This window comes from Sinorhizobium sojae CCBAU 05684 (genome assembly GCF_002288525.1).
GTDB lineage: Bacteria > Pseudomonadota > Alphaproteobacteria > Rhizobiales > Rhizobiaceae > Sinorhizobium > Sinorhizobium sojae.
The window spans coordinates 377,526-392,097 of sequence record NZ_CP023069.1 but is presented as its reverse complement, the minus strand read 5'-3'; the positions used below and the strand labels follow the sequence as shown (position 1 = coordinate 392,097).

The window sequence follows — 14,572 nt, the reverse complement described above, 5'->3', positions numbered from 1 at the left end:
GATGCAGCGATAGCTGGCGGGGACGGCTGTCAGGCTGCGGCGACACACGCGATTTTGCTCCAGATTTGCATGGCGGCGTTACGCAGGTCTTGATGTTGAGCCGATGACAGCGTATTGCGGGGAAAGTGGAACAGGTTGGCAATCGGATCATGGATGGAAACGAACCGCTGAAGCTGGCGTGCCGACTTGAAGCGTTTCATGGTCCTTTCGCGTCGTCGGGTCGGCTGGTGCGAATTTTCCGCTCGATTATTTAGGCCTTTGTGCGACCGGTGTTCGACACCGGGCATGAGGTCGCGCCTGGCGGCATCATAGGACCGGAGCTTGTCGGTGATCATGACCCGTGGTGTCCGCCCTTGAGCCTTCAGCAACTTGCGCATCAGGCGCTTTGCCGCCTTGGCATTTCGGCGGCTTTGCACCAGCACTTCGAGGACGAAGCCGTCCTGATCGACGGCACGCCAGAGCCACTGCTTCTTGCCATTGATGGCCACCACACATTCGTCGAGATGCCATTTGTCGCCCAGGCAGCCGGCTGACCGTCGCTTGATCTCCCGGGCGAAATGCCGTCCGAATTTCTCCGCCCAGCTTCGAATGGTCTGATGCGTGACGATGATGCCGCGGGACGCCAGCATGTCCTCAACCATGCGCAGGCTGAGCGGAAAGCGAAAGTAGAGCCATACCGCGTGCGCAATGATCTCAGCGGGATAGCGGTGGCGACGATAAAGCGGATCACGAGCAACTTCTGACATGGCCCATGTACGCACATCTTCCTCAGCCGTCGGTTAACTTTACGGTGCCAAGTAGGGGGTTCATCGGGCCCACGAATCTGAGAAGTTGCTTTTACGACAAAGAATTAGCAGAGGGCGCGATGCAAACACACTTATCTCCGCGCAGCTCGAATTTGAAGCCTTCGGCGCTGCTGCTTCGCCACGTCGACGGGGCCATCGGGCTGTTCGACCGGATGGCCGCCTGCTTCGTCGATGGCCGCGATCGCAAGTGCACGGTTCACAGCGTGCGCACGCTGATCGGCCAGCGCGTCGCGGCGATCGCGCTGGCCTAGCAGGATGTCGACGACCACGACACGATGCGCCATGACCCGGTGCTCGCGCCTTTGTCGGAGCGGCTGACGCCGAAGCGGCAGGACTCCGCGGTGCGTGCCGGCAAATCCACTGTGAACCGGCTGGAGCACGGCCGAACCGACCGCGATCACAAGATCGCCCACGCAGGGAACGCGCTGGAAGCGCTGTTCGTGGAACTGATCGAGGCGGGCAAGGAGGCGGGTTCGACCGATTGGGAAATTTTTCAATCGTTCTGCCGATCTCCATTCCGGGTATCATCACTGGTGCGACCATTACCTTCTCTCTCGGCTTCGGTGATTTTATTGCTGCTACATTGGTCGGCGGTGCCGAGGGCGTCATGATCGCCGGCGTGGTCATCAACTTGATGGGCGTCTCATTCGATTGGCCGCTCGGCGCTGCGATCGGCGTCGTTGTTGTGGGCATGGCCCTTGCCCTGATGTCTGTCCTCAATCATCTCGAACACAAGGCAACGGTGCGGCTATGAATCTCACCTTCGGCTCCAAATGGCTGATTCATCCACTTGCCACATTGACCTTGGTCGGCTCGCACACCGTCAAAGGCAACGAAGCCGCCGCTCCAGTGCTGTCGTAAACGATCTTGATCGACCAGGCGTGGATGAGCCCGCTCCAAGGCACGTGCCGTCCGCGTTCCTGGAAGCGGAAGCTCAGTCACTTAGCCAACCGGCCAACTGAGCTCAATGACATCTCCGGTTCGGCAAGGAGGCCCTTCTTTTTCGCCGTGCGGAAAAACGTCTCGCGCGCCGCATTCACATGCATCTCTCCAACAAGGCATTTGCTTAACGCCTGCCAAGTGATGCGGGCGACGAGATCCTCCGCGTCGAGTCGCTTTCGCTCCACGAAGACGATCGCTTGCTCACGGAACAGATTTCCTTCACGAGAGTGCGGCCATTTTGCGCATAGACCAGGTTGTTAAAGGATCCCCGCATCATGACCTCCGCCGTCGGGTCCAAAGAACTGTAACCGGACGCCCCGGTTTTCGGAGCGACTTTCATCTGGGAGGCACATCTTGGGCCTTCAAGATGTCAGCGTCATGTCGAAGGAAAGAGGCTGGCTACTCGACCTGGACTTCGTCGGCCGGAGTTTTTGGACTTATGCGGCCGATGTGCCATTTCCGCCTTGTGGGTCTTGATGGGATTCGAACCAACGGCCATCCTTTGGATGGGCTAACGACTTGAATATACAGCAAGGCTCGATAATTTGAATGCCGAGCCGCAAGGCACTACTTCGCGAACTCACGGTACAGCTCGACCGTCGGTGCGTGCGTATCGATCGTGTCGGCGACCTTGGCGGCCATCGGCAGATTTTTCTTTTCCGCCTCCCATACCGCCCTAAAACGTTCAACCGTCTCGCGCGCCGTGTCGATCACCAGCTTTTCGGAAAGCTCCGCTTTCGCAGCCAGATGCGCCAGCTCGTCCTTCGACAGCGCCGCCATCTTTTTTGTGCGGGAGAAATTGAGCGCCGCCGTATCTTCCCCCTCGATGTAAGGGATAGTCGACAACAAGTCATACGCTGGCGAGAGCGCAGGGGTGCGGCGATCAGGATAGATGAGCGACCAGTTCTTCAGGTGCATGTCGCCATTGCCGATTAGCGTGCTGAAGACTAGACGCCGGATGAATTCCGCCACGTCGGCCGTGCTGGTTTCGATCCCCAGCACGCGGCCGATCATCCGGTAATTGCCCTTATCGTATTTGTGGTCGGGAAAGACGCCGAAGACTTGCGCAAAGTCCTCGATATGCACCGCTCCCTCCGGCGTGCGGTCAAAACGCTTGATCGCCAGCGCCTGCCCGTGCAGTTCACCCACCCCCTGCGGCAGGCCGCTTACGGCGTCGAGATCAACCAGCTGGAGCTCAGGCACGTCCATACCCATCATGCGGGCGATGGTCATCATCGCGAACTCATTCTCGGGCACGCCGCTATATTGCTGAGACGGCAGCTTCACGATCCACGAGCCACCCGTGCCCTCGGCCGGAATGGTCAAGCCGCCGCCCTTTTTGTCGTTCTTAAAGGCCGAGAACTTCAGCTGCACACCTGCCAGCGAAAAGCGCAGCGCGTTCGGCCGCGCTTCGACGATAGCCTGCTCGTCATCCGGAGGCGCGTCATCCCCTTCGGAGGGATGCACCGTCACAGCCCCAGGCAGGTCGCGGCCGAGCATCCAGAGCAGGAAGAATTCACGCGACGGCTTCACACCCGCACGATCAGCGAGGTATTTGCGCAGCGGTCCTTCCGGCAGTAGGTTCGAGAAGAAGGGAGGGACCACCATATTGTACGGCCTGAACTTCGTGATGAGCGCCCCGAACGGGTCTTTCAGGGACAGGCTAAGCGTCCGCCGCTTTTCGTCTTCGATATAAGCCTCGTTGAACGCGAAGATGGTGCGCCCGTCCTGCAGATTCGTCAGGGTCGAAACCGGTTCCCCATACAGCCTGACATCGAGTACCGTGACCTTAGGCATTATCGTCTTCCTCATCCAGCGCATAGGCCGAGCGAGGGACCGCGTCGTCACGGTCGCGGTGCACCGCGGCGTTGCGTAGGTGTCTTACGGCATGTGCGATCCTGCTCAGTTCCTGACGGGATGGAGGATCAGCCTGCCACCGTTCGAGGCGTGCAGTCGCCTCGTTGAATGTGTCCATCTCCTCGGCCGACAGAGGAAGATGCCGTAAGAGCGCGAGGCTATCTTTGAATGTATCTGCCTCGGAAGCACTACCGAACCCGCCCCTGTGCTGCGCAAACCACCGCTCAAGGCGCCCCACCAGTTTGCGCTGGTCGGATGTCAGGACATCACTCGATGCCGATGCACTATCGAGGATATTGCGGATTGCCGGCATCAGTTTTTTCGGGGCAAGGACTATCTCGAGGTCGAGCGCGCGCGCCACATCCACTAGGCTGCCAAGTCCGGGCTCCATGGTGCCCCGTTCTATCTGAGAAATATGGCTTTGCGTCAGGCCCGATCGTGCGCTCAGCTCGCGCTGGCTCATTTTCTGCGCTTCGCGCGCAGCGCGCAGCTGCTGCGTTATATGCTCCGTTTTATATGCCATATCATTATCCTGTATCGCAGGATGCGAAACATACAGGATAATATATAGAGGATTCTCAGAGCAATGCAATGCCGATATACAAAACCGTATCAAAACGCTGACTTATATGGAATTATATATCAACTTGCAGCTTAGGACTCACAGTTACCCATCAGCTCGGCACCGTAAAGTTAACCGACGGCTGAGGAAGATGTGCGTACATGGGCCATGTCAGAAGTTGCTCGTGATCCGCTTTATCGTCGCCACCGCTATCCCGCTGAGATCATTGCGCACGCGGTATGGCTCTACTTTCGCTTTCCGCTCAGCCTGCGCATGGTTGAGGACATGCTGGCGTCCCGCGGCATCATCGTCACGCATCAGACCATTCGAAGCTGGGCGGAGAAATTCGGACGGCATTTCGCCCGGGAGATCAAGCGACGGTCAGCCGGCTGCCTGGGCGACAAATGGCATCTCGACGAATGTGTGGTGGCCATCAATGGCAAGAAGCAGTGGCTCTGGCGTGCCGTCGATCAGGACGGCTTCGTCCTCGAAGTGCTGGTGCAAAGCCGCCGAAATGCCAAGGCGGCAAAGCGCCTGATGCGCAAGTTGCTGAAGGCTCAAGGGCGGACACCACGGGTCATGATCACCGACAAGCTCCGGTCCTATGATGCCGCCAGGCGCGACCTCATGCCCGGTGTCGAACACCGGTCGCACAAAGGCCTAAATAATCGAGCGGAAAATTCGCACCAGCCGACCCGACGACGCGAAAGGACCATGAAACGCTTCAAGTCGGCACGCCAGCTTCAGCGGTTCGTTTCCATGATCCGATTGCCAACCTGTTCCACTTTCCCCGCAATACGCTGTCATCGGCTCAACATCAAGACCTGCGTAACGCCGCCATGCAAATCTGGAGCAAAATCGCGTGTGTCGCCGCAGCCTGACAGCCGTCCCCGCCAGCTATCGCTGCATCAATCCGCTGATAACTTTACAGTGCCGGAAGGGGGCACCTCCCCATTGCGCATTCAGGGATCACATCGGCCCCAAGGTTGCTGCTCCGGTCTCTTGTGCGCACCGCAGCGTAGGTCCTTGCGCACAAGTAGTCACGTTGATCTTCATCCAGCTCCCTCAAGTCTCGAAGACCCAACCGCGCAACATACACCGGATCACGAATGGACGTCGCGTAGGCCGCGGCTCACGAAAGGCAGGGGTGATGAACTGGGGACGATGAACTGGGGACGATTTCTGGCCTCGCCTGACGCGTCCTAATGGGGACCACACCGTCAGCGCCGGCCGAATGACACGTGGCACCGCGACCTGCACGGCGCCTGATCTGCAAACGAAGCGACTATCAAGTTCGCAACATCTATCCTGGCCGCCCAGCGCGGCTGTCATGAATCGTAGGACAGTCTGCAAGCCGGCTTCAGCACAGCCTGGTTCGCCGAGCACCACTTCGACGACTACAGCGGTCCGTCGCCTTTGTCGATCGTGACCCACTGCGCCGGTTTGACTACGACCATTGGCGCGTCGGACGCTTTCGACAATTGTTTGTGAAATTGTCGGCTCCGCGACACAGGCTTGCGTCTGGGTCGGCTACTTCTCCTAATCTAAGTAGCTGTAAAAGAAAGTAAACCAGCTTCTGCTGGGCTCACCCTCCTCGACTTGGCACGGGTCTTGTAGCCACTCTTGTGCAGGCGGCTTGAAGCTGCCGCTGTATTCGTGTTGCGGGCAACCGCGATGGTTTCGAACAACGAAGGAAAGCAACATGGCAGGTCTGCGTCAAATCGCGTTTTACGGCAAGGGCGGTATCGGCAAGTCCACCACCTCGCAGAACACGCTCGCCGCCCTTGTCGACCTCGGGCAGAAGATCCTCATCGTCGGCTGCGATCCCAAGGCCGACTCCACCCGGCTCATCCTCAACGCGAAGGCGCAGGACACGGTCCTGCATCTGGCGGCCAAGGAGGGATCGGTGGAAGATCTCGAGGTCGAGGACGTGCTCAAGGTCGGCTACAAGGGCATCAAATGCGTCGAGTCCGGCGGCCCCGAACCGGGCGTCGGCTGCGCCGGCCGCGGCGTCATCACCTCGATCAACTTCCTGGAGGAAAATGGCGCCTATGACGATGTCGACTACGTCTCCTACGACGTGCTGGGCGACGTGGTGTGCGGCGGCTTCGCGATGCCGATCCGCGAGAACAAGGCGCAGGAAATCTACATCGTCATGTCCGGCGAGATGATGGCGCTCTATGCCGCCAACAACATCGCCAAGGGGATCCTCAAATACGCCCATTCGGGCGGCGTGCGGCTCGGCGGGCTGATTTGCAACGAGCGCCAGACGGACCGCGAGCTCGATCTCGCCGAGGCGCTGGCGGCCAAGCTCAATTCCAGGCTCATCCACTTCGTGCCGCGCGACAACATCGTCCAGCACGCCGAGCTCAGGAAGATGACGGTGATCCAGTATGCCCCGGAGTCGCAACAGGCTGCGGAGTATCGCGCGCTGGCCGACAAGATCCATGCCAATTCCGGCCAGGGCACCGTCCCGACCCCGATCACCATGGAGGAGCTGGAGGACATGCTGCTCGATTTCGGCGTCATGAAGACCGACGAGCAGATGCTTGCCGAACTTCAGGCCAAGGAAGCGGCGGCAGCGGCCCAGTGACCGCCGCCGCAGACGCTGCCCGGGACGGTGATCCGGTGCGACATTCCACCAATGGTGCCTCTTCTTGGAGGACACGCAAAAAAGGGGGCAGGCCCAATGAGCCTCGATTACGAGAATGACAGTGCGCTCCATCAGGAGCTGATCACGCAAGTGCTGTCGCAGTACCCACACAAGGCGGCCAAGCGTCGCCAAAAGCACCTCAGTGTCGCATCGGACCGCGAGGCGGTCGGGGAGGAGGGCGAGACCCTCTCCGAATGCGACGTGAAGTCGAACATCAAGTCGATCCCCGGGGTGATGACGATCCGCGGCTGCGCCTATGCGGGCTCGAAGGGCGTGGTCTGGGGCCCGGTCAAGGATATGGTCCACATCTCGCACGGCCCGGTTGGCTGCGGTCAGTATTCCTGGTCGCAGCGCCGCAACTATTATGTCGGCACCACCGGCGTCGACACCTTCGTGACGATGCAGTTCACCTCCGACTTTCAGGAGAAGGACATCGTCTTTGGTGGCGACAAGAAGCTGGAACAGGTCATCGACGAGATCGAGGAGCTGTTTCCCCTCAACAACGGCATCACCATCCAGTCCGAATGTCCGATCGGCCTGATTGGCGACGACATCGAAGCGGTGTCGCGCAAGAAGGCCGTCGAACACGAAACGACGATCGTGCCGGTGCGCTGCGAAGGCTTCCGCGGCGTCTCGCAGTCGCTCGGCCATCACATCGCCAACGACGCCATCCGCGACTGGGTGTTCGACAAGGCGGACGACAAGACGGACGTCGAGTTCGAAACCGGTCCCTACGATGTCAACGTCATCGGCGATTACAACATCGGCGGCGACGCCTGGGCGTCGCGCATCCTGCTCGAGGAGATCGGGCTGCGCGTCGTCGGCAACTGGTCGGGCGACGCCACGCTCGCGGAAGTGGAGCGGGCCCCCAGGGCCAAGCTCAACCTCATCCACTGCTACCGGTCGATGAACTACATCTGCCGGCACATGGAGGAAAGATACGCCATCCCCTGGATGGAATACAACTTCTTCGGCCCCTCCCAGATCGAAGCCTCTCTGCGCAAGATAGCCAGGCATTTCGGCCCGACGATCGAAGAACGGGCCGAGAGGGTCATCGCCAAGTACCGGCCGCTGGTCGACGCCGTGATCGACAAGTACTGGCCGCGCCTCCAGGGCAAGCGAGTGATGCTCTATGTCGGTGGTTTGCGCCCCCGCCACGTCATCACCGCCTATGAGGACCTCGGCATGCAGATCGTCGGCACCGGCTACGAATTCGCCCACAACGACGACTATCAGCGCACCGGCCACTACGTGAAGACGGGCACGCTGATCTATGACGACGCGACCAGTTACGAACTGGACACGTTCATCGAGCGGATCCGCCCCGATCTGGTCGGCTCCGGCATCAAGGAGAAGTATCCGGTGCAGAAGATGGGCATCCCGTTTCGCCAGATGCACTCCTGGGATTATTCCGGCCCCTATCACGGCTATGACGGCTTCGCCATCTTCGCCCGCGACATGGATCTCGCCATCAACAATCCGGTCTGGGATCTTTACGACGCGCCCTGGAAGAAAATGACCGTGCCGACGGCCGCAGTTGCAGCCGAATGATCGTCCGGTCTTGCGCGGCACGAGGACCGCGGCAAGACCGGAAACCTCTCGAACATCCCTGGCCTAAGAGGCCAGATCAAGAAGGGTCAAACACCATGCCGCAATCGGCTGAGAAGATACTCGACCATGCGCCGCTGTTTCGCGAGCCGGAATACCGGCAGATGCTCGCGGAGAAGAAGCTGAACTTCGAATGTCCGCACCCCGAACGGCTCGTCACGGACCAGCGCGAATACAGCAAGGGCTGGGAATATCGCGAGAAAAACCTCGCCCGCGAGGCGCTCGTCGTCAACCCCGCCAAGGCCTGTCAACCGTTGGGGGCGGTGTTCGCAGCCGCCGGCTTCGAGCGGACGATGTCGTTCGTCCATGGCAGTCAGGGCTGCGTGGCCTATTATCGCTCGCACTTGTCGCGCCACTTCAAGGAGCCGGCTTCGGCCGTTTCGTCCTCGATGACCGAGGATGCGGCGGTGTTCGGCGGCCTGAAGAACCTGGTCGACGGGCTCGCCAATACCTACGCGCTCTACGATCCGAAGATGATTGCCGTCTCCACCACCTGTATGGCCGAGGTCATCGGCGACGACCTGCATGGCTTCATTGAGAACGCCAAGAGCGAAGGCGCAGTCCCGCCCGAATTCGACGTGCCGTTCGCTCACACGCCCGCCTTCGTCGGCAGCCATGTCGACGGCTATGACAGCATGGTCAAGGGCATCCTGGAGCACTTCTGGAAGGGCCAGGCGCGCACGCAAGCGGCCGGCACGATCAACATCATCCCGGGCTTCGACGGCTTTTGCGTCGGCAACAACCGCGAGCTCCAGCGCCTGCTCACCCTGATGGGCGTGTCCTACACCTTCATCCAGGATGCCTCCGACCAGTTCGATACGCCGTCCGACGGCGAATACCGCATGTATGACGGGGGCACGACGATCAAGGCGCTGAGGGCGGCACTCAATGCCGAGGCGACGCTGTCGCTGCAGCACTACAACAGCCGCAAGACGCTCGAATATTGCCGGGAGGTCGGTCAGGCCACCGCCGTCTTCCATTACCCGCTCGGGATCAACGCCACCGACGCGTTCCTGATGAAGGTGTCGGCGATTTCCGGCCGGGAAATCCCCGAGACGATACGCCTGGAACGCGGCCGGCTGGTCGACGCCATGGCCGACAGCCAATCCTGGCTGCATGGCAAGACATACGCGATCTACGGCGATCCGGACTTCGTCTACGCCATGGCCCGCTTCGTCATGGAGACCGGCGGCGAGCCGCGGCATTGCCTCGCCACCAACGGCACGGCGGCCTGGCAGGCCGAGATGACCGAGCTGCTCGCCTCTTCTCCCTTCGGCAAGCAGGCAAAGGTCTGGCCGGGAAAGGATCTCTGGGCCTTGCGCTCGCTGCTCTTCACCGAGCCGGTCGACCTGCTGATCGGCAATTCCTACGGCAAGTATCTCGAGCGCGATACCGGCACGCCGCTGATCCGGCTGATGTTCCCGATCTTCGACCGCCACCACCACCACCGCTTTCCGCTCATGGGCTACCAGGGCGGCCTGCGCCTGCTGACGACGATCCTCGACACGATCTTCGACCGCCTCGATCGCGAAACGATGCAGACGGCGGTGACCGATTATTCCTATGACCTGACCCGCTAGAGCGGCGGTCGGCAAAACGCCGGCCCGGGAGCCGCACCATGGGATCGCGAGCGTTGAAATGGGCTGATCGTTTAGCTCATGCGCTATCGGAACTGCGCTCGGAAGTGCATTCGGACAGCCACCTGATCATTCTAAAGGGGCATAGCGGCATATGAATTTTGCATGGAGAGAGACAGACGGTTGTGTAGTATTGTCGGCCACTCACGGGATCGCCTCGACTAAAGAGGGCCCGTGCTTCAGGACGAGGACTAAATGATGACAGCGTTATCTGATCCCCGGTTTACTCGAGCTGTCAGTGACGATGGATCGTTGGCCACTCCTTTCATGAAATGCCTCGCGCGGTTGGTCCGCGCTCAGGATTCCTACGGATTATGGAGGGATAAATGTGACGCCGAGTTGCTGGCCAACTTCACAGTTACGGAGGAGCAGCGGCGAGCCATCCCCGTCATCGGCGACCCCGAGCCGGACGTGCTGTTGAGGCTCGACCTTTTTTACGCCGCCGTCGGCGTCGCTATCGAGGAGCGCTCGGGGCTTTTGATCTCGCGAACGCTGGAGATCAGCGATGAGGGCATCGGCCGAGTGCTCTTCACAACCAGGCGGCTGGTGGTGCTGTCGAAGACCCTACGTGACGCTCACCGTTTCGGCTTCAATACACTTGGCAAATGCGCCAAGACTGGCACGAAGTTGGTCAAGGATGCGATCAAAAGCATCGAAGCTTATCCGGACGTGGCGCGGGCATAATGTGCCTGCAAGGAATAAGACCATGACAGATCTTGAAAAACTCAAGCAGAGGGTTCAAAAACTGCAGTCACGCGCTGCGACTGCGAAGACGCAATTGCATGACCTTGCCGAGTGCCTTCCGAACTATTGGACCGAAATAGTGGGCGTCGCCGAAAAAACATTCGACGCTTTTGCTCAGTTGGACGCTGCCAAAAGAGAACTCGCCGCGTCGGAGAATTCACGATGAAAAGCTCGTTCGTGACCCGCCGCTTCAGCTGGTGCCGGAATATCTATTATGCATCGGCTGCGGCTGCTGACTCGGGGCGCGAGGTATGCACCTTCACGGGATCAATGACGCAGGTGAAATTCTCGGTCTTTTGCGATGCCGAGGACGATCATTCCAGCAACCAGATCATGTGATCATGTCCGGCGACAGCGCCGGCCGCTGTATCGGCTGCGGAGCCGGAGTGCGTGTTTGGCCAAACCGCCAGAATCATGTTGCGGCCGACGACATTGCCGCATGATCCCACAAACAAAACCAGGAAAACGGCGTTGTCTTTTGGTATCTTTCATCGAATTCTATGGCTGTTCCTATGCGCCAACACTCTTATAGTCTACCTCGTAACGGGGTCCATCAGTGACGCAGTCGTCACGACTGTGGTTGGTTCGCTGCTTCTGCAGCTAGCATATTTCGGACACGTACTCTTTCTGCTCTGGCGGGCTCACTGCGCCCGGAGAGCTCGTCAAACGACCGGGCAATTCCATGGAGAGGGACAGCCGGGGGACCCTCGTATAGCGGGCACTCACGGGCGCACTGATGGGGATCCGTGCTTCGAGGACGAGGACTCTCGATAGGCCCCTTGCTAACCGCTTCATGAAATCTCTCTCGTGCGGCTAAATCCCCGCTGAGGTTTGCTTTCGGTGTGCAAGGACAAGTGCCCACGCTGGATTTCTGGCCGACTTCACTGTCACCGAGGACCAGCGCCGTGCGACCGCGTCAGCCCTTGAAGCGCGGAACAAGAGAGTGCGTAAGCTGCAGCCTTTCTGGAAAGCGAACATGGAATCTGCGTAATGTCGCCAAGGACCTTCCAATCAATGGAGCTGATCATGGTAGTCGCCGAGAATACGTTGGCGCCTTTGCTCAGGTTAGCGCTGCCGGATTGCTGCCCGACGGCACAATCTGGGGAATGCTACCGCTTCAGATGATCCTACATTGAGTCTTACTGTTGGTTCTCTCTGCAGATGCGCCGCCTCTTAACATAATCTTGACGATAGTGAAAAGTGATGCTGGATCTGACGAATGCGAAGCGCATAGGAATTATCGGCGGCGGCATTGTCGGTTGGCTTGCAGCGATAGCGCTTCGCCGTGTTTTCGACGTTGATGTCGATGTAACGGTCATAGAGGCTCCGACGGTGTTTCCGCTTGGCCCAGGGGAGGGGGGCTCGCTCAACCTGATTGACACGTTGTGTCGCAATGAGCTCGACCTGGACGTTTTCATTGGTGAAGCCGGCGCCACCCACAAGCTTGGTGTGCTCTATGAGAATTGGAGGGGTGGAGGAATCCCGGATCGCTACTACCGCATGTTCGGCGGATCGGGCATACCGGAAATCGAATGTCGCGTCGGCGGTTTCTTCCCTCTGCTGTCGGCGAGAATTGCCGCAGGTGAGAACCTTCACACGTGCATCCCTGGCTTTGAGTTAATCATAAAGAAGGCATCGCAAGTGGAAATCGACGAGTTGCTGGCAACGGGTGAGTCTGGACTCTACCCTTCGTTTCACTTCAATCACGCCGGCTTCGAGCGATACCTAAGAGCCTGACCGAAAAAGAGTTGAGTGAAATCAGCCAGTTGTGATTCTGTTTGTTTGCTTAGGACGAACGGAGACCACAATGGGCTGGACTGATTTCACCCGTCGGCAATATGCCCGACGCGCAAGGCGGTATGCAAGCGATCTGACGGACCGGGAATGGGGATTGATCTCGCCTTGCCTGCCTGGACCGCGGCGGTTGGGCAGGCCGCGCAGCACCGATCTTCGCGAGGTCGTGAATGCGTTGCTTTACATCGCCACGACGGGGTGCCAGTGGCGGATGATGCCCAAGGATTTTCCGCCTTTTACAACTGTCCAGTCCTATTTCTACGAATGGCGAGCGACAGGGTTATGGGGTCGGATCAACCATCATCTTGTGATGGAGGCGCGCGAATTGGAAGGCCGGGAAGCCTCGCCATCTGCTGGCGTGATTGACAGTCAAAGCGTGAAAACCACGGAAAGCGGCGGAATTTCGGGCTATGACGCGGGCAAGAAGATCAAGGGACGGAAGCGTCATATCGTCGTCGACACGCTCGGGTTGATGGTCGGCCTCAGGGTTCACAGCGCCGATATCCAAGATCGCGACGGCGCACCTGCCGTCCTCAAAACCATTCTCAAGCGCTGGCCGTGGCTGAGACATATCTTCGCCGACGGTGGTTATGCCGGACCGAAGCTGAAGGGCGCACTCCAAAAGATCGCTGCCTTCACTCTCCAGATCGTCAAGCGGACCGACAAGGCCAAGGGCTTCGAAGTTCTGCCGCGGCGCTGGGTCGTGGAGCGCACCTTCGCATGGCTTGGCAGATGCCGACGATTGGCTAAGGATTGGGAGAAGTCCATCGCATCAGCCGAGGCTTGGATCACTATCGCCCACATCCGGGTCCTGACACGACGCTTGGCAAGGTACGGATATTGTTGAGACCTTTTCGAGTCAGGCTCTAAGGCGTGTCGGACTGGCACGTGGGATCACTTCTCGTAGGGCTGTGGTACACGGGATGAGACTCGACGACCGAGGGCATGTAAACGCTTTCCAGCTCGGAGGCGAAGAACTTGAAGTCGACTTCGCCGTCGATGCGTCCGGATTTGCCAGATTGGGTCTCGGCAAAGTCTTTAATACGCGCTGGTGTTCGTTCGCAAATGTGCTGCCTACTGATCGTGCGATCATCTTTGAGCTTGAGCCGCGGGCATCATCCCCCGTTACCCGTGCTACCGCCATGAAAGCCGGATGGATGTGGGAAGCCCCATTGAATCGCTCGATCAGTGCCGGTTATGCATTCAGCAGCAGATATGCGGACGCTGCGATGGCAATCGCCGAGGTTGAGAATCACTATGGATTCCGTGTGGAGGCGAAACACGAGCTTTCGCTGGATCAAGGTTACTTTTCGACCGCATGGGTTAACAATTTCGTGGCTTTGGGAACGGCGTCGGGTTTTGTTGAGCCCCTGGAGGCTGCACTTGCCGCCCACACCTTCGAAGCGTTAAGGAATTTGGAGCGCATTCTCGCCAACGGAAGCGGCATTGTGCCCGCTCGGGCCATCGAAGGCTATAACAGCGCGAACGCACGGTGCTAAACGGGTGTTCGGGACTTCCTGAGGCTGCACTACGATTCCAAGCGAATTGACACACCGTTTTGGCGAGATCTTGCCGCAGCCGAGTTGCCGGAAGGATATGCCAACCTGAGGGCTTGCTTCCAAAAACGGACACCGCGCTTTATCGATATCCAACCGTATGTCGGAAGCGGATGGCAGAGCCTCTTCCACGAAATTGATTGGATTTCAGTGGCGGTCCCTCTAGGAGTAGTGCCGCAGGCGGCCGCATGCGCCGAACTACGCAGGCTCTCGACGGAAAGTCGAAGTGAGGTCCAGGCCTATGTTGATCGGCTGAAGGGAACAATAGCCAAGATCAGCAGCACGAGGGGATGATGCACTAATCGTTGCGTATTCCGGTGAAGTCGGCCGCTGATTCCGAAACGAAGCCGGCCACCTATTCCGATTTCATTCCGGCCACCATTCCGATCTGAAGCCGGCCAGTTGATGCTCCC

The 14,572-nt window shown here is 59.1% G+C and carries 13 protein-coding genes and 4 pseudogenes; 14 read left to right on the top strand and 3 right to left on the bottom strand.

What is annotated here, in order from left to right; translation table 11 throughout:
- Nucleotides 1-29: 29 nt before the first annotated feature.
- Nucleotides 30-746, bottom strand: coding sequence for an IS6 family transposase (locus tag SJ05684_RS29310; RefSeq protein ID WP_109023434.1), 717 nt, complete (start codon nucleotides 744-746; stop codon nucleotides 30-32).
- A 164-nt stretch (nucleotides 747-910) separates the two neighbouring features.
- On the opposite strand from SJ05684_RS29310, the pseudogene SJ05684_RS29305 reads away from it, so the two are divergent.
- Both SJ05684_RS29305 and SJ05684_RS30185 read left to right on the top strand, forming a co-directional pair.
- Nucleotides 911-1,255: pseudogene (locus SJ05684_RS29305) on the top strand (transposase); the annotation flags it as partial.
- Between the two features lie 158 nt (nucleotides 1,256-1,413).
- Entirely contained in the window at nucleotides 1,414-1,560 is a 147-nt protein-coding gene (locus tag SJ05684_RS30185; protein WP_158499789.1) for a hypothetical protein, read from the top strand.
- A gap of 755 nt (nucleotides 1,561-2,315) precedes the next feature.
- Here the strand turns inward: SJ05684_RS30185 and SJ05684_RS29290 are convergent.
- Complete coding sequence (locus tag SJ05684_RS29290; protein ID WP_014857525.1) at nucleotides 2,316-3,545, bottom strand: type II toxin-antitoxin system HipA family toxin; 1,230 nt, start codon at nucleotides 3,543-3,545, stop codon at nucleotides 2,316-2,318.
- Nucleotides 3,538-4,128, bottom strand: a complete 591-nt coding sequence (locus SJ05684_RS29285) for a helix-turn-helix domain-containing protein (RefSeq protein WP_014857526.1) — start codon at nucleotides 4,126-4,128, stop codon at nucleotides 3,538-3,540. The genes SJ05684_RS29290 and SJ05684_RS29285 overlap by 8 nt, the downstream gene beginning before the upstream one ends.
- A 207-nt stretch (nucleotides 4,129-4,335) precedes the next feature.
- On the opposite strand from SJ05684_RS29285, the pseudogene SJ05684_RS29280 reads away from it, so the two are divergent.
- The 12 genes and pseudogenes from SJ05684_RS29280 to SJ05684_RS29225 form a co-directional block, all read left to right on the top strand.
- Nucleotides 4,336-5,030, top strand: a pseudogene (locus SJ05684_RS29280) (IS6 family transposase); the annotation flags it as partial.
- A 484-nt stretch (nucleotides 5,031-5,514) separates the two neighbouring features.
- Nucleotides 5,515-5,625 (top strand): annotated as a pseudogene (locus SJ05684_RS31160) (LLM class flavin-dependent oxidoreductase); the annotation flags it as partial.
- 244 nt (nucleotides 5,626-5,869) lie between these two features.
- Entirely contained in the window at nucleotides 5,870-6,760 is an 891-nt protein-coding gene (gene nifH / locus SJ05684_RS29270) for a nitrogenase iron protein (protein ID WP_010875130.1), read from the top strand.
- Between the two features lie 96 nt (nucleotides 6,761-6,856).
- Nucleotides 6,857-8,371, top strand: a complete 1,515-nt coding sequence (nifD, locus tag SJ05684_RS29265; RefSeq protein WP_014857528.1) for a nitrogenase molybdenum-iron protein alpha chain — start codon at nucleotides 6,857-6,859, stop codon at nucleotides 8,369-8,371.
- Nucleotides 8,372-8,466: 95 nt separating this feature from the next.
- On the top strand, nucleotides 8,467-10,008 hold the full coding sequence (gene nifK / locus SJ05684_RS29260) for a nitrogenase molybdenum-iron protein subunit beta (protein WP_042779273.1): 1,542 nt from the start codon (nucleotides 8,467-8,469) through the stop codon (nucleotides 10,006-10,008).
- 252 nt (nucleotides 10,009-10,260) lie between these two features.
- Nucleotides 10,261-10,749 (top strand): NifX-associated nitrogen fixation protein, encoded by a 489-nt coding sequence (locus tag SJ05684_RS29255; protein WP_014857530.1) that lies wholly within the window; start codon nucleotides 10,261-10,263, stop codon nucleotides 10,747-10,749.
- Nucleotides 10,750-10,771: 22 nt separating this feature from the next.
- The gene (locus tag SJ05684_RS29250; RefSeq protein ID WP_014857531.1) at nucleotides 10,772-10,975 is read left to right on the top strand and encodes a CCE_0567 family metalloprotein; all 204 of its coding nucleotides are present in this window, start codon (nucleotides 10,772-10,774) and stop codon (nucleotides 10,973-10,975) included.
- On the top strand, nucleotides 10,972-11,148 hold the full coding sequence (locus SJ05684_RS29245) for a hypothetical protein (RefSeq protein ID WP_010875125.1): 177 nt from the start codon (nucleotides 10,972-10,974) through the stop codon (nucleotides 11,146-11,148). Before SJ05684_RS29250 ends, SJ05684_RS29245 begins: the two co-directional genes overlap by 4 nt.
- 75 nt (nucleotides 11,149-11,223) lie before the next feature.
- Complete coding sequence (locus tag SJ05684_RS30890) at nucleotides 11,224-11,583, top strand: exopolysaccharide production repressor protein (protein ID WP_234818765.1); 360 nt, start codon at nucleotides 11,224-11,226, stop codon at nucleotides 11,581-11,583.
- A gap of 429 nt (nucleotides 11,584-12,012) precedes the next feature.
- Nucleotides 12,013-12,546, top strand: coding sequence for a tryptophan 7-halogenase (locus tag SJ05684_RS29235; protein ID WP_014857533.1), 534 nt, complete (start codon nucleotides 12,013-12,015; stop codon nucleotides 12,544-12,546).
- 70 nt (nucleotides 12,547-12,616) lie between these two features.
- A complete protein-coding gene (locus tag SJ05684_RS29230; RefSeq protein ID WP_014327878.1) occupies nucleotides 12,617-13,450 on the top strand; it encodes an IS5 family transposase in 834 nt (277 codons plus the stop codon).
- Nucleotides 13,443-14,453: pseudogene (locus SJ05684_RS29225) on the top strand (tryptophan halogenase family protein). The gene SJ05684_RS29230 and the pseudogene SJ05684_RS29225 overlap by 8 nt, the downstream one beginning before the upstream one ends.
- The last annotated feature ends 119 nt before the right edge of the window (nucleotides 14,454-14,572 follow it).